The 19,283-nt window shown below is 67.2% G+C and carries 17 protein-coding genes; 14 read left to right on the forward strand and 3 right to left on the reverse strand.

What is annotated here, in order from left to right; translation table 11 throughout:
- Positions 1 to 28: 28 nt before the first annotated feature.
- The 4 genes from ACZYZE_RS09795 to ACZYZE_RS09810 all read left to right on the forward strand — a co-directional run bounded on the left by ACZYZE_RS09795 (position 29) and on the right by ACZYZE_RS09810 (position 4,727).
- Complete coding sequence (locus tag ACZYZE_RS09795) at positions 29 to 2,983, forward strand: FtsK/SpoIIIE family DNA translocase (protein ID WP_459318698.1); 2,955 nt, start codon at positions 29 to 31, stop codon at positions 2,981 to 2,983.
- 9 nt (positions 2,984 to 2,992) lie between these two features.
- On the forward strand, positions 2,993 to 3,634 hold the full coding sequence (gene pgsA, locus ACZYZE_RS09800) for a CDP-diacylglycerol--glycerol-3-phosphate 3-phosphatidyltransferase (RefSeq protein WP_459318699.1): 642 nt from the start codon (positions 2,993 to 2,995) through the stop codon (positions 3,632 to 3,634).
- Positions 3,631 to 4,122, forward strand: coding sequence for a CinA family protein (locus ACZYZE_RS09805; RefSeq protein ID WP_463907481.1), 492 nt, complete (start codon positions 3,631 to 3,633; stop codon positions 4,120 to 4,122). The genes pgsA and ACZYZE_RS09805 overlap by 4 nt, the downstream gene beginning before the upstream one ends.
- A gap of 152 nt (positions 4,123 to 4,274) precedes the next feature.
- On the forward strand, positions 4,275 to 4,727 hold the full coding sequence (locus ACZYZE_RS09810) for a helix-turn-helix domain-containing protein (RefSeq protein ID WP_459318701.1): 453 nt from the start codon (positions 4,275 to 4,277) through the stop codon (positions 4,725 to 4,727).
- Between the two features lie 119 nt (positions 4,728 to 4,846).
- On the opposite strand, the gene ACZYZE_RS09815 is transcribed toward ACZYZE_RS09810, so the two are convergent.
- Positions 4,847 to 5,356 (reverse strand): MarR family winged helix-turn-helix transcriptional regulator, encoded by a 510-nt coding sequence (locus ACZYZE_RS09815; protein WP_463907482.1) that lies wholly within the window; start codon positions 5,354 to 5,356, stop codon positions 4,847 to 4,849.
- Between the two features lie 44 nt (positions 5,357 to 5,400).
- Between ACZYZE_RS09815 and ACZYZE_RS09820 the strand changes: the two genes are divergently transcribed.
- The 6 genes from ACZYZE_RS09820 (at position 5,401) to dapF (ending at position 11,270) form a co-directional block, all read left to right on the forward strand.
- Positions 5,401 to 5,619: a DUF3046 domain-containing protein gene (locus tag ACZYZE_RS09820; RefSeq protein ID WP_463907483.1), complete on the forward strand. Its 219-nt coding sequence runs from the start codon at positions 5,401 to 5,403 to the stop codon at positions 5,617 to 5,619.
- 276 nt (positions 5,620 to 5,895) lie between these two features.
- Positions 5,896 to 6,948, forward strand: a complete 1,053-nt coding sequence (recA, locus tag ACZYZE_RS09825; protein ID WP_459318704.1) for a recombinase RecA — start codon at positions 5,896 to 5,898, stop codon at positions 6,946 to 6,948.
- Positions 6,949 to 7,093: 145 nt separating this feature from the next.
- Entirely contained in the window at positions 7,094 to 7,624 is a 531-nt protein-coding gene (locus ACZYZE_RS09830; protein WP_463907484.1) for a regulatory protein RecX, read from the forward strand.
- Positions 7,625 to 7,706: 82 nt separating this feature from the next.
- Positions 7,707 to 9,281: a tRNA (N6-isopentenyl adenosine(37)-C2)-methylthiotransferase MiaB gene (gene miaB / locus ACZYZE_RS09835; protein WP_459318705.1), complete on the forward strand. Its 1,575-nt coding sequence runs from the start codon at positions 7,707 to 7,709 to the stop codon at positions 9,279 to 9,281.
- A 70-nt stretch (positions 9,282 to 9,351) separates the two neighbouring features.
- Positions 9,352 to 10,269 carry a tRNA (adenosine(37)-N6)-dimethylallyltransferase MiaA gene (gene miaA / locus ACZYZE_RS09840; protein ID WP_463907514.1) on the forward strand — a complete coding sequence of 306 codons (918 nt, stop codon included), beginning with the start codon at positions 9,352 to 9,354 and terminating at the stop codon, positions 10,267 to 10,269.
- Positions 10,270 to 10,313: 44 nt separating this feature from the next.
- Positions 10,314 to 11,270, forward strand: coding sequence for a diaminopimelate epimerase (gene dapF / locus ACZYZE_RS09845; RefSeq protein WP_463907485.1), 957 nt, complete (start codon positions 10,314 to 10,316; stop codon positions 11,268 to 11,270).
- On the opposite strand, the gene ACZYZE_RS09850 is transcribed toward dapF, so the two are convergent.
- Positions 11,251 to 11,865 carry a class I SAM-dependent methyltransferase gene (locus ACZYZE_RS09850; protein WP_459318708.1) on the reverse strand — a complete coding sequence of 205 codons (615 nt, stop codon included), beginning with the start codon at positions 11,863 to 11,865 and terminating at the stop codon, positions 11,251 to 11,253. The two genes, dapF and ACZYZE_RS09850, sit on opposite strands and share 20 nt — an antisense overlap.
- Before the next feature lie 544 nt (positions 11,866 to 12,409).
- Between ACZYZE_RS09850 and hflX the strand changes: the two genes are divergently transcribed.
- Complete coding sequence (gene hflX / locus ACZYZE_RS09855) at positions 12,410 to 13,978, forward strand: GTPase HflX (protein WP_463907486.1); 1,569 nt, start codon at positions 12,410 to 12,412, stop codon at positions 13,976 to 13,978.
- On the forward strand, positions 13,971 to 16,160 hold the full coding sequence (locus tag ACZYZE_RS09860) for an ATP-dependent DNA helicase (protein WP_463907487.1): 2,190 nt from the start codon (positions 13,971 to 13,973) through the stop codon (positions 16,158 to 16,160). Before hflX ends, ACZYZE_RS09860 begins: the two co-directional genes overlap by 8 nt.
- 416 nt (positions 16,161 to 16,576) lie before the next feature.
- On the opposite strand, the gene lexA is transcribed toward ACZYZE_RS09860, so the two are convergent.
- A complete protein-coding gene (lexA, locus tag ACZYZE_RS09865) occupies positions 16,577 to 17,326 on the reverse strand; it encodes a transcriptional repressor LexA (RefSeq protein ID WP_463907488.1) in 750 nt (249 codons plus the stop codon).
- A gap of 341 nt (positions 17,327 to 17,667) precedes the next feature.
- Here lexA and ACZYZE_RS09870 point away from each other — a divergent pair, with 341 nt between their 5' ends.
- Positions 17,668 to 18,093, forward strand: a complete 426-nt coding sequence (locus ACZYZE_RS09870) for a LysM peptidoglycan-binding domain-containing protein (RefSeq protein WP_459318712.1) — start codon at positions 17,668 to 17,670, stop codon at positions 18,091 to 18,093.
- A gap of 68 nt (positions 18,094 to 18,161) precedes the next feature.
- Positions 18,162 to 19,280, forward strand: a complete 1,119-nt coding sequence (locus tag ACZYZE_RS09875) for a histidinol-phosphate transaminase (RefSeq protein WP_463907489.1) — start codon at positions 18,162 to 18,164, stop codon at positions 19,278 to 19,280.
- Positions 19,281 to 19,283: the final 3 nt, after the last annotated feature.

Here is a 19,283-nt window from a genome sequence, read left to right on the forward strand (position 1 = left end):
CGGCCCGTCGTCGGGTACCGTTGGGGGTATGGCGACACGAACTTCCTCCGCGCCTAGAGGAAACTCCAGCGGTAAATCAGGCAGCTCTCCGGCCCGGGGCTCCGGCCCGGCTGCGTCCAAAACCAGCAGGTCCGGAGGAGCCGCAGGCACCGCGCGCACCCGCCAGCTGGCCGCCGTCGAGCCCAAACAGCCCTGGCTGGTCCGGGTGGTGGCCGGTGCCTGGCTGGGCGTTGCCCACGTTGTCGGCGCCGGCGTCCGCCGGATCGGCTCCGACGTCAGCGACCTCGCCCCCGGGGAGCGCCGCGACGGTGCAGCCCTGTTCAACCTCGCCCTCGGCGCCTTCATCGCCACCTTTGCCTGGTGGGGCTTCCGGGGCTGGTTCCCGGACATGGTCTTCGGAATCGTCAACGGCACCTTCGGCTGGATGTCCCTGCTGCTGCCGCTCGTGCTCTTCGTCTGCGCCTTCCGGCTGTTCCGCCAGCCGGACGACGTCCGCGGAAACAACAGGATCGGCATCGGCTTCCTGATCATGATTTTCGCCGGCAGCGGCCTGGCCCACATCATCGGCGGCCAGCCTACCGTCGCGGACGGCTTCGACGGACTGCGCCATGCGGGCGGCATGCTCGGCTATCTCGCCGCGGCGCCACTCGCCACGATCCACGCTGCCGTCCCGGTGGCGTTCTACAGCCTGCTGGCCTTCACCTCCCTCCTGATCGTCACCGCCACCCCCTTTGGGGCCATCCCGAGCCGGCTGCGCGACGCCTACGAGCACCTCATGGGCATTGACCTCCAGGCCGCCGACGGCGACAACCGGGACGGCCACGACCGCAGCTATCTGTACGAAAACGACGCTCCGGCCCCGGCGAAGAAGAAGCGCCGGCGCCTCTTCGGCAAGGACCATGACGCCGACGCCGGCCTCGAGGGCTACGTCGGCGACGAGGCCTTCGAACGTGCCCTCATCGAGGATGAAGAAGCCGAGGCCGCCAAATCCGCCGGAGGCTCCACAACCGGCTCCAAGTCCGTAGCACCCGGCGTGCGCCGGCCCACGCAGGCCGAGATCGCCGTCGAAAAGATCAAGGCGGCCCAGGGCCTGGGTACCGCAGCAGGCAGTGTTGCCGGAGCGGCGGGCGAGAACGCCACTGAAGCGATCCCACTCGTCACCCCCGGCATGGTGGCCGCCGGTTCCCTCAACGTTGTGTCCTCGGCAGCCGCGGCTGCCGCCCAGGTCCCCTCCCGGCCCGTCACGCCGCCACCCCTGCCGACACCGATTCCGCAGCGCACCGAGCAGCTCTCCCTCGCCGGCGACGTCACGTACACCCTGCCGCCGTCGGACGTCCTGACACCGGGGTCCATTCCCAAGGAGCGCACCGAGGCCAACGACGCGATCGTCGCCTCGCTGACCGAGACCCTCAACCAGTTCAATGTGGAAGCGCAGGTCACCGGCTTCAGCCGCGGACCCACCGTGACCCGCTATGAGATCGAGCTTTCCCCGGGCACCAAGGTGGAACGCGTCACGGCGCTGTCCAAGAACATCTCCTACGCCGTCGCCAGCTCGGACGTGCGCATCCTGAGCCCCATTCCCGGCCGGTCCGCCATCGGCATCGAGATCCCCAACACGGACCGCGAGACCGTCTCCCTCGGCGACGTGCTGCGGAGCCAGAATGCCCGCCGCACCGAACACCCCATGGTGATCGGGGTCGGCAAGGACGTCGAGGGCGGCTACGTCGTCGCCAACCTCGCCAAGATGCCGCACCTCCTGGTGGCAGGCGCCACCGGCGCCGGCAAGTCGGCGTTCGTGAACGCCATGATCACCTCCATCCTGATGCGTGCCACGCCCGACGAGGTCCGCATGGTGATGGTGGACCCCAAGCGCGTGGAGCTCACGGCCTACGAAGGCGTCCCGCACCTCATCACCCCCATCATCACCAACCCCAAGAAGGCCGCCGAGGCGCTGCAATGGGTGGTCAGGGAGATGGACGCCCGCTACGACGATCTCGCCAACTACGGCTTCAAGCACATCGACGACTTCAACAAGGCCGTCCGGGCCGGCAAGGTCCACCCGCCGGAGGGTTCCAAGCGGGTCATCCGGCCGTACCCGTACCTGCTGGTGATCGTGGACGAACTGGCCGACCTCATGATGGTCGCCCCGCGCGACGTCGAGGACTCGATTGTCCGCATCACCCAGCTGGCCCGTGCCGCCGGCATCCACCTTGTCCTGGCCACCCAGCGCCCGTCCGTGGACGTCGTCACCGGCCTGATCAAGGCCAATGTGCCCTCGCGCATGGCGTTCGCGACTTCCTCGGTCACCGACTCCCGCGTGGTCCTTGACCAGCCGGGCGCCGAGAAACTCATCGGCCAGGGCGACGCGCTGTTCCTGCCGATGGGCGCCTCCAAGGCCATGCGGGTCCAGGGCGCCTGGGTCACCGAGTCGGAAATCCACAAGGTCGTCGAGCACGTCAAGGGCCAGCTCAAGGCCGTCTACCGTGACGACGTCGCCCCCGAAGCGCCGAAGAAGCAGATCGACGACGACATCGGCGACGACCTCGAGGTCCTGCTCCAGGCCACCGAACTCGTCGTCACCACACAGTTCGGCTCCACCTCGATGCTGCAGCGCAAGCTGCGCGTCGGCTTCGCGAAGGCGGGCCGCCTGATGGATCTGCTGGAGTCCCGCGGCGTCGTGGGCCCCTCCGAGGGTTCCAAGGCGCGTGACGTCCTGGTCAAGCCGGACGACCTTGCCGCCGTCCTCGCCGCCATGAAGGGCATGGACGTGCCCGCCACCGCCGATTCCCAGACTGCCGCGCTGAGCGAGAACGCCAACGCGAACATCGCCCAGGGCGGGTATGCGGAGGACCTCGTCGCCGCGGACCTGGACCGGCGGAGCCAGAACACCGAGTACTTCGACGGCGCTGACGGCGCCAACGGCTCCGGCGCCGGCGATGATGAGAACGGCTCCAACGACGCCTGGTCGCTCACCGGACGGTAGCCTAGGAAGGTGACTAGCGCCGAAGCAAACAGCGCCGGGTCCGCCCCGCGGATCTGGAACCTGCCCAACATCCTGACGATGCTGCGGATTGTGATGGTGCCATTCTTTGTCTGGTTCCTCGTTCTCGACTCGCCGGGGCTGCACGCCCAGAACGGGATCTGGCGCTGGATCGCCGCCGCAACGTTCGCGGTGGCCATCTACACGGACAAGCTCGACGGCGACATCGCCCGCAGCCGCGGCCTCATCACGGACTTCGGCAAGATCGCCGACCCGATCGCGGACAAGCTCCTGATCGGCTCGGCCCTGGTGATGCTCTCCGTGCTCCAGGAGCTCCCGTGGTGGGTCACTGTCCTGATCCTGGTCCGTGAGTGGGGCGTCACCGCGCTGCGCTTCTTCGTCATCCGCTACGGGGTGATCCCGGCCTCACGCGGCGGAAAGCTCAAGACCGTCATCCAGACGGTGGCCATCTTCCTGTACATCATCCCGCTGGCCTCCCTGGCGCCGTGGCTCGGGGCGGTGGCCTTCGCGGTCATGATGGTGGCCGTGGCGATCACGGTCTGGACCGGGGGCCAGTACGTCATCGAAGCCCTCAAGCTGCGCGCCAGCGGCATCCGGGCAGAGCAACAGAAGGTCCAGGAGGGCAAACCATGACCAATCTTCATCCCAATCTTCACCGCATGGCTGAACTGGCCGTCACCGGGGCGGTCGGTCGGGGCCTCACCGTGGCCACCGCTGAGTCGCTCACCGCCGGTATGGTCGCTGCCGTCCTTGCCGACACTCCCGGCGCCTCCGCGATGCTCCAGGGCGGTGTGGTCGCGTACCAGAACTCGGTCAAGGCCCGGGTGCTCGGCGTGCCCCAGAACCTCCTTGACGACGTCGGCGCCGTGGACGGTAAGGTGGCTGAAGCCATGGCTGACGGCGCCCGCAGGATCTGCGGGGCCGACGTCGGCGTGTCCACGACCGGCGTCGCCGGCCCCGAACCGCACGGCGGCAAGGCCGTCGGCGCTGTCTTCATCGGGATCGCCACCGCGGAGGGGTCGACGTCGTATGAGTACAGCTTCGAGGGCACCCGTCCTGAAATCCGCGCCCTGGCCTGCGGCGCCGCGCTGGAGCGACTGCTCGACGCTCTGGCATCATAAGGCTACCGGGCGTAAAGTAGCCGGGAACAAAAGTCGATTCCCATTAGTTGTTACATTGTGTCGCCTCCGAATAAAGGAGGCGCCTAGGATGAAAGCATCAGTAGTCCGCCTCAACCGGCGGACTCGACATACGAGGGAGCAAGGCGATACAGATGGTAAAGCAGCCCGTATCCGTAAACGGCGTTGTCCGCTGGAAGGATGTGGGCCTCGCCGATCAGGCTAAGAGCGAACAGAAGGGGCGCAAGATGGTTGTACTTCGTCACGAAATCGGTGATGTCCTCCGCGATGTCCGCCAGCGCCAGGGCCGAACCCTCCGCGAAGTCTCGCACAGTGCCCGCGTTTCCCTGGGCTACCTGAGTGAAGTGGAACGCGGCCAGAAGGAAGCCTCCTCGGAGTTGCTCTCCTCGATCTGCTCGGCCCTTGATGTTCCGCTTTCGCTTATGCTCCGCGAAGTCAGCGACCGCGTCGCCGTCGCCGAGGGCGTCGCGGTTCCGGACACCGTCCCGCAGGAGTTTGCCCAGCGCTACGGCCGTGACCTGGACCGTGAGCTGAACACCGACCTTAACGAGGAGCTGGCCAAGGGCCTGCTCTCCGGGGCACGCTAGCCCCGACCCGGATTTCTCTGGACAAGAGGACCCTCGGCCACGGGCCGGGGGTCCTCTTGCGTGGTGCGGGGCGGTGCCGGCTGGTGCGGGCCGGAGGTGGCCGGAACCGAATTGGTGGACTAGCGGGCGTCGTCCCGGGGGAGGCCGTCACGCTCATAGCTGGCGTTGAGCTTGGCAATGTAGCGGGCAAGCGTCTCCAGCTCTTCCACCGGCCAGTCTCCGAGCTGTTGGCGGAAAACCTCGCGCCGGGCGTCCTGAACCTGGTGCATCTTCTCGTCGCCCAGGGGAGTCAGGCGGATCATCTGGGCGCGGCCGTCGAGGGGATCGGCGTGCTTGGTCACGAGCCCGAGGCCTTCGAGGAACGCGACCTGCCGGCTCACCGAGGGTTTTCCGACGCCGATACTCGAGGCCAGCTCGGTAAGCCGCACGGCGCCCTGCCTTCGGATGACGGACAGCAGGCCATACGCCGCCGGTTCCATGTCCGGGTGGAGCTGCCGCGAGAGCTGATGTGAAATGGAGCGGCCGCGGCGCCAGAGCAGGCTCAATTGGTTTTCGACCGCGATCAGGCCGGCTTCTTCGGGGTCCCCGGCACTCCCGCGGATCCCGGGCCCCTCAACGGCGTTGCTCATGGCAACCATTCTAGAGTCCGCCCGCATCGTGAGAGACTTTATTCGTGCGAATCAGTGATTTTTGGCGTCTCATGGACGACGAATTCGGAGCAGGCTACTCACGTGTCCTCAGCAGTTCGCTGGTCCTGGCCGGAGTGGGCGGCCACACGGCCGACCAGGCCCTCAGCGCCGGTGTGCCGCCCCGGAAAGTCTGGCTCGCCCTCTGCGAGGTCCAGGAAGTTCCGCCTGAGCGGCGGCTGGGCCGCGACGTGAAACCCCGCTGACGGCAGCACCGTTGACAGCCGAGTCCCGGCGGCAAGGTCCCTGCGCCAGGCCGCTGGATGCCGGTCTGACGCAGCCGGCGGCTGACACGCCGCCCGATTGTTCGAATATCTGTTCGGATAGGACTATGCTTTTTTCAGAGCGTTTATGCACATACGCGACGTCGGCCGGCAACACTGTCGGTGGGTGCCGCTAGCGTCAGTGATGATAGAGAACTGATCACAAACACAGGGCCGCAACGGCCACTCCACAGCGAGAAAGCACTAGAGGTGTGAACCATGGCAGCAGCCCCGGATCGTCAGAAGGCGCTCGACGCAGCGCTTGCCCAGATTGACAAGCAGTTCGGTAAAGGCTCGATTATGCGCCTGGGCGACGAAGTCCGCGCGCCGATCGAGGTCATTCCGACCGGTTCCATTGCGCTGGACGTCGCCCTGGGAATTGGCGGCCTGCCCCGCGGCCGCGTCGTGGAAATCTACGGTCCGGAATCTTCCGGTAAGACCACCGTGGCACTGCACGCCGTAGCCAACGCCCAACGCCTGGGCGGGATCGCCGCCTTCATCGACGCCGAGCATGCCCTCGATCCCGAATACGCTGCCAGGCTTGGCGTCGACACCGACGCGCTCCTGGTGTCACAGCCGGACACCGGCGAGCAGGCCCTGGAAATCATGGACATGCTGATCGGTTCCGGTTCCCTGGACGTCATCGTCATCGACTCCGTCGCCGCGCTGGTTCCCCGCGCCGAAATCGAAGGCGACATGGGCGACAGTCACGTCGGTCTTCAGGCCCGCCTGATGAGCCAGGCCCTGCGTAAGATCACCGGCCGCCTGAGCCAGACCAAGACCACCGCCATCTTCATCAACCAGTTGCGCGAAAAGATCGGTGTGTTCTTCGGTTCCCCGGAAACCACCACCGGTGGTAAGGCGCTGAAGTTCTATGCCTCGATCCGCATCGACGTCCGGCGGATCCAGACCCTCAAGGAGGGCGCGGACTCGGTCGGTAACCGGACCAAGGCCAAGATCGTCAAGAACAAGATGGCTCCGCCCTTCAAGATTGCCGAATTCGACATCATCTACGGCCAGGGCATTTCCCGTGAGGGCGGCATCATCGACATGGGTGTCGAGCACGGCTTCATCAAGAAGTCGGGTTCCTGGTTCACCTACGACGGCGACCAGCTGGGCCAGGGCATGGAGAACTCCCGGCGGTTCCTGCGGGACAACCCTGAACTGGCGTCAGAGCTGGAACGCCTCATCAAGGAAAAGCTCGGCGTCGGTGTCAAGGCCCCCGCCGAGACCGAAGCAGCGCCGAAGCTGAAGGCCGTTGACGGCTTCTAACAGCAGAACGCCCGGAGCCGCGCCTTCCCGGCGCACAGCAGGCACGGGGGCAGGATTCCCATCCCGGAAACCTGCCCCCGGCTTCGGTGGGGGCACCCGCCCCGGAGCGGAGATACTGTCGGGGTCGCCTCCCCGGGATTCGCCGTTGAAGCCGGAGCGCGACGCCGATCCGGCGGCTGTGGCACGGGCCATCGTGCTGCGGCAGCTGACAAATTCGCCCAAGAGCCGGCTCCAGCTCGCCAGGAAGCTGGCCGAGCGCAACATCCCGGACGACATCGCCGGGGCCGTGCTGGACCGCTTCGAAGAGGTGAAGCTCATTGACGACGCCGACTTCGCCGAGATGTGGGTCCGCAGCCGCTTCCAGAGCCGCAAGCTCGCCAAAGGTGTTCTCCGGCGGGAACTCTCGGAAAAGGGCATCGACGCGGACCTTGCCGCCGGAGCCCTGGAACAACTCAGCGACGAGGACGAGGAGTCCGCGGCGCGTGAACTGGTCCAGCGAAAGCTCCGGGGGGTCACCGGATTCGAGGACCGCGCCGAGCGTGACAAGACCACGCGCCGGCTTGCCTCGATGCTCGCCCGCAAGGGGTACCAGCCATCCCAGGCCTTCCGGATCGTCGGCGAAGTCCTCGATGCCGCCGTGGCAGGCGCCGAAACGGATGCTGAACCGGAGTTCTGAATCGGCCGCCCGGCGCATCGAGCACAATGAGCTCAACAGCGCACGCCACGCGGGGACGGCGCCGACCCGGTACCCTTAACAGGTGAGTTTGACCATTCCCTCCCCAGTAGCCGGTACCACCCCTTCAACGGACACCGCGCAGGCACCTGACACCGCGCCGGCGCCTGATGCGGTAGAGCCCCGCACTTACCAGGTGCGCACCTTCGGCTGCCAGATGAACGTCCACGACTCCGAGCGTATGTCCGGGATGCTGGAAGCCGCCGGCTACGTCCCCGCCGCCGGGGAACTGGCCGACGTCGTGGTCTTCAACACCTGCGCGGTTCGGGAAAACGCGGACAACAAGCTTTACGGCAACCTCGGCATGCTGGCCCCGGTCAAGGCCGCCAACCCGGGAATGCAGATCGCCGTCGGAGGCTGCCTGGCGCAGAAGGACCGCGACGCCATCCTGGAGAAGGCACCGTGGGTGGACGCTGTCTTCGGCACCCACAACGTCGGCGCCCTGCCCGCCCTGTTGGAGCGCGCGCGCCACAACAACGAGGCGCAGCTGGAAATCCTCGAGTCCCTCGATGTCTTCCCCTCTACCCTTCCCACCAAGCGCGACTCGGTCTATTCGGGCTGGGTGTCGATTTCCGTGGGCTGCAACAACACCTGCACCTTCTGTATCGTGCCGGCCCTGCGCGGCAAGGAGAAGGACCGCCGGCCCGGCGACATCCTGGCCGAGATCCAGGCCCTCGTGGACGACGGCGCCATCGAAGTGACCCTGCTGGGCCAGAACGTGAACTCCTACGGCGTCGAATTCGGTGACCGGCAGGCCTTCTCGAAGCTGCTGCGCGCCTGCGGCGACATCCCCGGTCTCGAACGCGTCCGGTTCACCAGCCCGCATCCGGCCGCCTTCACCGATGACGTCATCGACGCCATGGCAGAGACCCCCAACGTCATGCCGCAACTGCACATGCCGCTGCAGTCCGGCTCGGACAAGGTCCTCAAGGACATGAAGCGGTCCTACCGCTCGACGAAGTTCCTCGGCATCCTGGACAAGGTCCGCGAGAAGATCCCGCACGCCGCCATCTCCACGGACATCATCGTCGGCTTCCCCGGCGAGACCGAAGAGGACTTCCAGGCCACCCTGGACGTTGTGGAAAAGTCCCGCTTCGCCACCGCCTTCACCTTCCAGTACTCCAAGCGGCCCGGCACTCCCGCCGCGGAGCTGCCCGACCAGCTCCCCAAGGCTGTGGTCCAGGAACGCTTCGAACGCCTCACCGCCCTGCAAGACCGGATCGCGGCCGAGGAGAACGCCCGCCAGCTCGGCCGCCGCGTCGAGGTGATGGTCACGGCCCAGCCGGGCCGCAAAGCCGAGGAAACCGGCCGGCTCTCCGGCCGCGCCCAGGACCAGCGGCTGGTGCACTTCTCCGTCCCCGCCGGCGCCGAAGCGCCCCGCCCCGGCGATCTGGTGACCGTGACCATCACCGAGGCGGCGGCCTTCCACCTAGTCTCCGATCCGGCGTCGGCGGACGGCTACAGCCTCCGCCGCTCCCGAGCGGGAGATGCCTGGGACAGGTCCCAGGCCGACTCCTGCGGCGCACCCGTGCCGGGGGCAGCCGCCGGCACCACGGGTGTGTCCCTGGGCATGCCTGCCCTTCCGGTCCGCGGCCGCTAGCCCCGTGGCACCCCCGCAGGGCACCCCGGGCGGCGCAGCAAAGGACACACCGGCCGGCAAACCATCCGGGATGGCGGAGCAGAACCCCCCGGTAATCGCCGTCGTCGGGCCGACAGGCTCCGGCAAGTCCGATCTCGCCGTCTCGCTGGCGCTGGCGCTCGATGGCGAAGTCATCAACGCCGACTCCATGCAGTTCTACCGCGGCATGGACATCGGCACGGCCAAGATCACCGGCGCCGAACGCAGGGGAGTGCCCCACCACCTCCTGGACATTCTGGATGTGACCGGGGAAGCCAGCGTCTCGGATTTCCAGCAGCGGGCCCGGGCCCTGATTGCCGAGATCCATGGCCGCGGCAAACGCGCTATCCTGGCCGGCGGCTCCGGGCTCTACGTCCGCGCCGCCCTGGACGTGCTGGAATTGCCGGGCACCGATCCCACCATCCGACGCCGGCTTGAGGCGGAGCTGGAAACGGCCGGCCCCGCCCCGCTGCGGGCGCGGCTGGAGACCGCGGACCCGGTGTCCGCGGGCCGGCTCGGCGACGCACGCCGGATCATCCGCGCCCTCGAGGTGTTCGAATTGACCGGCCGGCCCTTCAGCTCCTTTATGCCCACCCGCGAGTATTTCCAGCCCGCCGTGCAGATTGGCCTCGCGGTGGATCGGGAGTTGCTCCGGGAACGGCTCGCTGCCCGCGTCCACGCCATGGTGGCGCGCGGACTGCTGGAGGAAACCAGGAAGCTCGACGCCGCGGGGCTCCGGCTCGGCAGGACCGCCCCGCGAGCCCTCGGCTACGCCCAGTTCCTCAAGGTCCTCGACGGCGAGTCGGACGAGGCGCAGGCGGCGGAGGAAACCATCGTCGCGACCCGGCAGTTTGCCCGCCGCCAGCTCACCTGGTTCCGTGCGGACCCGCGCATCCACTGGCTCCACTGGCAGGACCCGGATCTGGTGGCCCGGGCAGCCGCGCTGTGCGGCCCCGGCGCGCCACACTAGTCCTAGCTTTCCGGGCGCCGCGCCCGGAAAGGTAACCTTGGAGCATGGACAAGACCCCTGCCGCAGCCGATGACCTCAACGCTGCCGGAAGCACCACAGCCCTGAGCGGACTCAAGTTCTCCAAAGGCCACGGCACGGGCAACGACTTTGTGCTCCTCGCCGACCCAAACGGCACCCTGTCCATCACCGCAGAGCAGGTCGCGGCACTCTGCGACCGCCACCGCGGCATCGGCGGGGACGGTCTGATCCGTGCCGTGCCGTCCCGGCTCCTCCCCGAGGGCCAGGAACTGCTCACGGGCCACCCGGACGCCGAATGGTTCATGGACTACCGCAACAGCGACGGTTCGCTCTCCGAAATGTGCGGCAATGGTGTCCGCGTCTTTGTGCACTTCCTGATCGCCGAGGGACTTGTTGCGCTGCCCGCCGGCGAGTCACTGACCATCGGCACCCGGGGCGGCGCGAAGACGATTGTCCGCACTGCCGCCGGCTACGCCGTCGACATGGGCTCCTGGGAGTTCATCTTCCCCGGCGAGGCCACCGCACGGGCCATGGATTCGCTGGTCAGCGCGGCAGGGCTGGAGGTCGCCCGGCCCGCGCTCTCGGTGAGCATGGGCAACCCGCACACGGTCGTCGCCCTGGCCGAACTGGCCGAGCTCCAGGCCACCCAGCTGCTCACCGCACCCCACGTGGATCCGACGCCGCCCAAGGGCACCAACGTCGAGTTCGTCGTGCCGTCCGAGCCGCTGGTCCATGAGGGCGTCGGGACCATCACGATGCGGGTCCACGAGCGGGGCGTGGGGGAGACCCAGTCCTGCGGCACCGGCGCCTGTGCCGCCGCCGTCGCGATCCGGCACTGGGCCGGCCAGGGCGCCCCGGACGTCTGGAACGTGCACGTACCGGGCGGCGTCGTCGGCGTGAAGTTCTTCCCCGGCGCGGCGGGCCACGAGCACGTCGAGCTCAGCGGCCCCGCGGTGATCGTGGCTAGTGGGATGCTTTCCTGACCCGCAGGATGCGGAACGACTTCGAGGTGCTCTCCCGCGTCACTGTGAAGCTGCTGTCCAGTTCGGCGGCGAGCCAGCGCTGAAGCGAATCCGACCCCAGGTTCTTCTGGACCACGAGCCAGGCGGTGCCGCCGGGCGCGAGCCGCGGCAGCCACAGGAGCAGCAGGGCGTGGAGTTCGTCCTTGCCGATCCGGATGGGCGGGTTGGACCAGATGGTGTCGAAGCGCAGTTCCGGATCGACGGCATCCGGTGTGCTGGCCGTCAGGTTCCCGAGCCCCAGGAGCGCCGCATTCTCGTTGGTCAAGGTCACACAGCGTTCGTTGACATCCACGGCGTGGACCTGCGAATGCGGTGCCCGCAGGGCCATGGTGAGCGCGATCGGGCCCCAGCCGCAGCCGATGTCCAGCAGCCTGCCCTGCGGTGCCGGGGCGGGAACCTCGGCCAGCAGGACCGCGGTTCCCTTATCGATACCGTCCGGGCTGAAGATGGACGAGGACGTCTGCAGGCGGCGCGTCTCGCCGGCAAGCTCCACGGTCAGTGGCTTGCGGGTGAACGGCCCGGCAGGCTGGGCGCTGAAATAGTGTGCAGACTCCATAACTGGCAGATTAGTTCGGGCCCGGCCCCTATGGGAAACCGGGATGGCCCGGAACGGAACGCGGCCGCACAGCCGGGTGCCCGCCGGTCGGAGGCACAAGAACGGTCTGCTAGTGTTAAATACATGTTCTCAATCTTCAAGTAGCCGGTACGGGTTAAATCCCGTCCCCGCAGCGACGCAGGTAGTTACCTTCCGCCAGTTAGATTTCGTGCAGCGCGCCCAATCCCGTGTTTCCGTCCCGGCCCGGCGCCTGCATCACTTGGAGAACAACGATGCTTCCTAAACAGTCGAGTGCATAGACAGTCCAGCGTATTAGACGTCGAGCGCACAAACGTCCCCGCAGGCGGGTCCGGCCATCCGCTCGAATCCATGATTTCCCTCCCTCATCCCACCGCTCCACCCGGAGCACACCCTGCCCCGGCACCGCTGCCACCGGCAACCCAGGAGGACCCGTTTGACCAATAGTCGTCAGCCCAGCGCGAATACCGCCCCACACAGCACCGATCGGCACTATTCTGAAACTGCCGAACCTCTAAAGGAGACCATGACCAGCCAGCCCAACACCGGACCCGATTCAGCAGCCCAGGACCTGAGTCCTGCGGAAATCCAGGCTGTCATCGACCGGATCCTCGCCAAGGACACCCCTGCCCGGAAGACAGCCCCGGCTGCCGGTGAGTCCAGGCCGGTGCTCGGCAAGGCCCAGGCCATCTCCCGGCTGGACGGGGAACACGGCAACTACGACGGTGACCAGCAGGACCTCGAGGAACGGCACGCCCTGCGCCGCACCGCCGGACTGTCCACCGAACTCGAAGACGTCACCGAGGTCGAATACCGGCAGCTGCGCCTCGAGCGCGTCGTGCTGGCCGGCCTCTGGACCGAAGGGACGCTCGCCGACGCCGAGAACTCGCTGCGCGAACTCGCGGCCCTCGCCGAGACCGCCGGCTCGGAGGTCCTCGACGGGATCGTCCAGCGCCGCGCGAAGCCCGATCCGGGCACCTTCCTCGGCTCCGGCAAGGCCCAGGAACTCAAGGACATCGTGATGTCCACCGGTGCGGACACCGTCGTCGTCGACGCCGAACTGGCCCCGTCCCAGCGCCGCAGCCTGGAAGACATCGTCAAGGTCAAGGTCATTGACCGTACGGCACTGATCCTGGACATTTTTGCCCAGCACGCCAAGAGCCGCGAGGGTAAGGCCCAGGTGGAACTGGCCCAGCTCGAATACCTGCTCCCGCGCCTGCGCGGCTGGGGTGACTCGATGTCCCGCCAGGCCGGCGGCCAGGTGGGCGGCGCCGGTGCCGGCATGGGTTCGCGTGGTCCCGGTGAAACCAAGATCGAACTGGACCGCCGCCGGATCCGGACCCGGATGGCCAAGCTGCGGCGTGAAATCGCCGCGATGAAGCCGGCACGGGAGACCAAGCGCGCCAACCGCCGTCGTAATTCCGTGCCGTCCGTAGCGATCGCCGGGTACACCAACGCCGGCAAGTCCTCGCTGCTGAACAGGCTGACCGACGCTGGTGTCCTGGTGGAGAACGCCCTGTTCGCCACGCTGGACCCGACGGTCCGCAAGGCCGAAACGTCCGATGGGCTGGGTTACACGCTCGCCGATACCGTGGGATTCGTCCGCTCGCTGCCTACCCAGCTCGTGGAGGCTTTCCGCTCCACCCTGGAAGAGGTTGCCGACGCGGACCTGATCCTGCACGTCGTCGATGTGTCCCACCCGGATCCGGAGGGCCAGATTGCCGCCGTCCGCAAGGTGTTCAGCGAAGTCGACGCCCGCAAGGTCCCGGAAATCATCGTCCTGAACAAGGCCGACGCCGCCGATCCTTTCGTGATCGAACGGCTCAAGCAGCGCGAACCGCGCCACGTGGTGGTCTCGGCCCGCACCGGGGAAGGCCTTCCTGAACTGCTCAGGGCCATCAGCGACGGCATCCCGCGGCCCAGCGTGAAGCTGGAACTGATGATCCCGTACAACCGCGGGGACCTGCTCAGCAAACTGCACGAGACCGACGCCGAGATCCTCAGCCTCGACCACGAGGAAGCCGGCACCCGTGCCGTTGTGATGGTGCGCGAGGGGTTCGCCGCTGAACTGGATTCGTTCATCACCAATGACTGAGGCGGCAGTGACGGGGGCGGACCCGGAGCGGACCGGCCCGGCAGGCGCCGAGTCCGCCGGGGCTGACGCCGCCGGGGCGTCCCCGGCCGGGGACGGCCCTGACGGCCACGGGCCGGACGCAAAAAAGACGGCGGGAAGATTCCAGCCGCACGGCGAGGAGTTCGTCATAGAGCTCCTCGACCGGGCCGTGTCCGGCATGGGCGGCCAAAGCCGCGACGGCCAGCACGAAATGGCACGGCAGGTGGCGCGCGCGATCGACAGCGGCGACCACCTGCTGGTCCAGGCCGGCACCGGCACGGGCAAGTCCCTCGCCTACCTGGTCCCGCTGATCGCCCATTCGCTGGTCAGCCAGAAGCCAACCCTCGTCTCCACCGCCACCCTGGCCCTCCAGACCCAGATCGTGGGGCGCGACCTGCCCCGGCTGCTCAAGACCATCACCCCGGCCCTGGAACGGCCGGTCAAGATCGCCCTGGTCAAGGGCCGCTCAAACTATGTGTGCCGGCACAAGCTCGACGGCGGTTTCCCTTCCGAAGAGCCCTCCGAGGGCCAGCTCTTCTCCCTCGGCGAGGACACATCCGTCCCGCATCTCGCCGCGGCCATGGGCGGTCCGTCCTCCCAGCTGGGCAAGGAAGTAATCCGGCTGCGCGACTGGGCCGAGGAGACCGTCACGGGCGACCGCGATGAGCTGATGCCCGGTGTGACCGACCGCGCGTGGCGCCAAGTCTCCGTCACCTCGATGGAGTGCCTCGGCGCGCAGAAATGCCCCCTCGCCGCCGAATGCTTCAGCGAACTGGCCCGGCAGAACGCCGCCGACGCCGACGTCGTCGTCACCAACCACGCCATGCTGGCCGTCAGCGCCTTCGAAGGCCTCGCCGTGCTGCCCGACTACGACGTCGTGGTGGTCGACGAAGCCCACGAACTGCAGGACCGCGTCACCGGCGCCGTGTCCGGACAGCTCTCCGCCGCGATGGTGCATGTTGCCGCTTCGGGGGCCCGGAAGCACACCGGCATTACCGTGGACGCGCTCAACAACGCCGCGGCCAACCTCGAACTGGCCATTGAAGGCGTCCCCGGCGGACTCATGCCCAACGGCCTCAACAGCGAACAGCTGGACTGCGTGGACCAGTTGCGTGATGCCTGCCGCGCCGCGCTGTCCGATTCCAAGGGGGACAGCGCCAACACCCCCGACGGCGGCCGTCAGCTGGCCCGCTCCCGCCTCATGGTCATCCTGGAACTCTGTGAGCGTTTGCTCGCGGCCCGGGAAAACCGTGAAGTGGTGTGGTTCTCCCGCAACAGCACCTTCGACCCGGCGCAGGGCTACTCCCAGCCGGACGAAACCGCGCCCGCCCTGATCAACGTGGCACCGCTCAGCGTCGGCGGCCGGCTCCGCGAGGGCCTGTTCGCAGACCACACCGTCATCCTGACCTCCGCCACCCTGGCGATCGGCTCCGCGTTCGAACCGGCCGCCGGCGGCCTCGGCCTCGTCGGCCCCGGTGCCCCCAGCTGGACCGGCGTTGACGTCGGCTCGCCGTTCGAATACCCCAAGCAGGGGATTCTCTATGTTGCGAAGCACCTGCCCAAACCCGGCCGCGGCACCTCCCCGGAAGCGCTTGATGAGCTGGAGAAGCTGATCCGGGCCTCCGGCGGCGGGGCCTTGTGCCTCTTTTCCTCCCGTCGCGCCGCCGAAGACGCCGCCGAGGCCATGCGGCCGCGGCTGGACGTCAGCATTCTCTGCCAGGGAGACTCCACCATGACGGCGCTCGTGCGGCAGTTCGCCGACGAGCCCGACACCTGCCTCTTCGGCACGATGTCGCTGTGGCAGGGTGTTGACGTCCCGGGCGACTCCTGCCGGCTGGTCGTCATCGACCGGATCCCGTTTCCCCGGCCCGACGACCCGCTGATGACAGCGCGGTCCCGCGCGGTGGCCCAGGCGGGCGGCAACGGCTTTATGAGTGTGTCGGCGACCCATGCCGCCATCCGGCTGGCCCAGGGCGCCGGCCGGCTGATCCGCACGACGACGGACAAGGGTGTCGTGGCGGTGCTGGACTCACGGCTATCCACGGAACGCTACGGGGCATTCCTCCGCGCGGCCCTTCCACCGTTCTGGCCCACTACCGATCCCACGATTGCCCTCGCGGCGCTGAAACGTCTGTCCAAGGAATCCGGGCTGCCGGCCAAATAGGCGCTGCGAAGCGACCGGATATCGGCAGCCGTGGCGTTCCCGCCCACTTGCTCCGGCCTGCCGGCTCCAGGTTCCGCGGAAATCCGGGGCTTTTCGGCGCCGGCTGGCTGACGCGGCGCATTTAGCCTGGCGACGCGCAAGTGCCCTGGCGCTTCGGGTATACCGGTAGCGCCACGACATCTGCGCGTCGCAGGAAGGGTTGCGTGTCATATCCCAGTGCCCGCTCGATTCAGCCCACCCCGCGTCGGCGTAATTCGGCGAAAGATCCGAACCAGGGAGCACTCCGATTCTGAGTGCCAATGGCAAATGCTCCGTCACATGACGTGACGGAGCTTACGGTCGAACCGAAAAGTGAGGCAGCGTTTTTTGTCCACCGCGAAAGGTGAGCGAGCGTCAGAGCCGGTATCTGATTTTAGCTAGAGGGAGCGAAGTACCGAGACGACTTTTCCCATGATGACGGCGTGATCGCCGAGGATGGGTTCGTACTGGGTGTTCTGCGGCAGCAGCCACGTGTGGCCGTCGCGCTGGCGGAACGTTTTGACCGTCGCCTCGTCGTCCAGCAGTGCGGCCACGATGTCGCCGTTGACGGCGTCGCTCTGCCGGCGCACCACGACCCAGTCGCCGTCGCAAATGGCGGCGTCGATCATCGAATCGCCCGCGACTTTGAGCATAAAGAGCTCACCGTAACCCACCAGCTGGCGCGGAAGCGGCATCACGTCCTCGACGAGCTGGTCGGCGAGAATGGGCCCGCCGGCAGCGATCCGGCCCACGAGCGGCACCATCGCGGTGTCCGTGGCGCTGGTGAGTTCCGAGACGGACAGCCCGCCCGCTGAGCGCAGCACTCCAGCCTTCTGGACCCCTGGGATTTTGGTCGTTCCCTCATCCAGGGTCAGCGGCATGAGCACTTCCATGGCGCGCGGACGCTTGGGATCGCGCCTCAGATAGCCGAGCTTTTCGAGCTGGGACAGCTGGTGGGTGACGCTGGAGAGGCTGGCCAGCCCGACCGTGTCGCCAATCTCGCGCATGGACGGCGGGTAGCCGTTGTCCGATACCGAGCGCTGGATGGTTTCCAGGATCTTCTTCTGCCGGATGGTGAGGCTCTTGGGGGGCCGGGCTGCCTGCGGGCTCCGCTGGGTGGCCCTGCCGCCGGTGGCTTGTGCTGCCATATTCGCCAACGCCTTTCCATTCCGCCCGGCTGCTGTGGCTGCAGTCGCCGGGAACGTCGGGCTCTGTTTGTCAGACCCTGCTGATCAACTGCAGATGTGGTTGTCCTGTGACTCAAACGTAGGCCAGCCGCAGAGGTTTTTCAAACATTTGTTCTAGCGAGTCTCGACAATGTTCGTCCATAAGTGCTAAAACAGAACTAGCATGGTTCGAAGATGTGTTCGAGTTAAGCGTTGTTCGAGCACGGCTCGATGTTCGGTTCTATGTTCGATGGTTAGGCCGGTTGGCGGCAAGTAGGTGCAGTACGCCGCGCGGCACCGTATGGTCCAGGAGGGCTCAGTTCATGTCAGCATCAAGCGCGTTTCACGACACATTCGGCTACACATCGGCAAGGGCTGATGCCTCCGGCGAGGAGCGTTCCCTCGACGGGTACGGTTCCGGGGACCGCACCAGGCAGGCACCGCTGCGGCTGACCAGGCGCGGCCGCTTTGTCTTCTTCGGCATTCCACTCATCCTGCTGGCCGCCCTTATCCTTTCCTTCAGTGGCTTTCTCAATGCGCCGGCCAAGGCCTCGGAGTCCGCCGCGGAGCTGCGGTTGACACCAGCCGTGTCGGTCACCGTGCAGCCCGGGGAATCGTTGTGGGCGATTGCCGGAACCGTGGCACCCGAGCGCGACCCCCGCGATGTGGTTGCCGACATCCTTCAGCTCAATAACCTCGAGGCGGCGCGTGTGGTGCCCGGCCAGACGCTCTTCGTTCCGTCCAAGTAACGCTTCCCGTGCGATCCGCCAGGCGTCACAGTTTCAGGGCCCGTCGGTGTCTCACTTAAACTACTAAAGTGACTGACCAGTTAGAGCGCCTGAATCGACTTCCCCTCCGGACAAATCTGCGCGGCCTTAGCCCTTACGGGGCGCCGCAGCTGGACGTGCCGATCCTGCTCAATGTCAACGAGAACACCCATGGTGTGCCGGCCGATGTCCGTGCCGCGATTTCCGAGGCCGTGACCATCGCTGCAGCCGGACTCAACCGCTACCCCGATCGTGAATTCACCGAGCTGCGCGAAGGCCTGGCGGAATACCTCGGGCACGGCCTGGGTGCGGAGAACATCTGGGCAGCCAACGGCTCCAACGAGGTCCTCCAGCAGATCCTCCAAGCCTTCGGCGGGCCGGGCCGCACCGCCCTCGGCTTTCCTCCGACCTACTCGATGTATCCCCTTCTGGCCGCCGGCACGGACACGGAATACATCGTCGGGGTCCGCGCCGATGACTTCAGCCTCACCGCCGAATCGGCGGCCCGCCAGGTCCGCGAACTCCAGCCCGGCATCGTGTTCCTGTGCTCCCCGAATAACCCGACCGGCACCGGCCTTGGCCTCGACGTCGTGGCAGCGGTCTATGAAGCCGGCGAAGCCAGCCAGACCATCGTGATCGTTGACGAGGCCTACCACGAGTTCGCCCACGACGGCACTCCGAGCGCCCTCACGCTGCTGCCCGGCCGGGAGCGGCTGATCGTCTCGCGCACCATGAGCAAGGCTTTCGCCCTCGCTGGCGCGCGGCTGGGCTATATGGCAGCGGCCCCCGAGGTCGCCGACGCACTGCGCCTCGTCCGGCTGCCGTACCACCTCTCCGCCATCACACAGGCGACAGGCCTGGCCGCACTGCATCACCGGGCTGCGCTGATGGCCGACGTCGAGGACATCAAGCGCCAGCGCGACCGGATAGTCTCCGGACTGCGGCGGATGGGGCTCAAGCCCGCGGCCTCCGACTCCAACTACGTTTTCTTCGGCGGCCTCGAGAATTCGCACGAGACCTGGCAGGGCCTGCTGGACGCGGGGGTATTGATCCGCGACGTCGGCATCCCCGGACACCTGCGGGTCACCGCCGGCACTGAGACGGAAACCACAGCCTTCCTCGAAGCCCTGGAGAGTATCCTGACCAGCCGCGCAGTACAGCAGGCCTAGACT

This window comes from Pseudarthrobacter woesei (assembly GCF_055412745.1).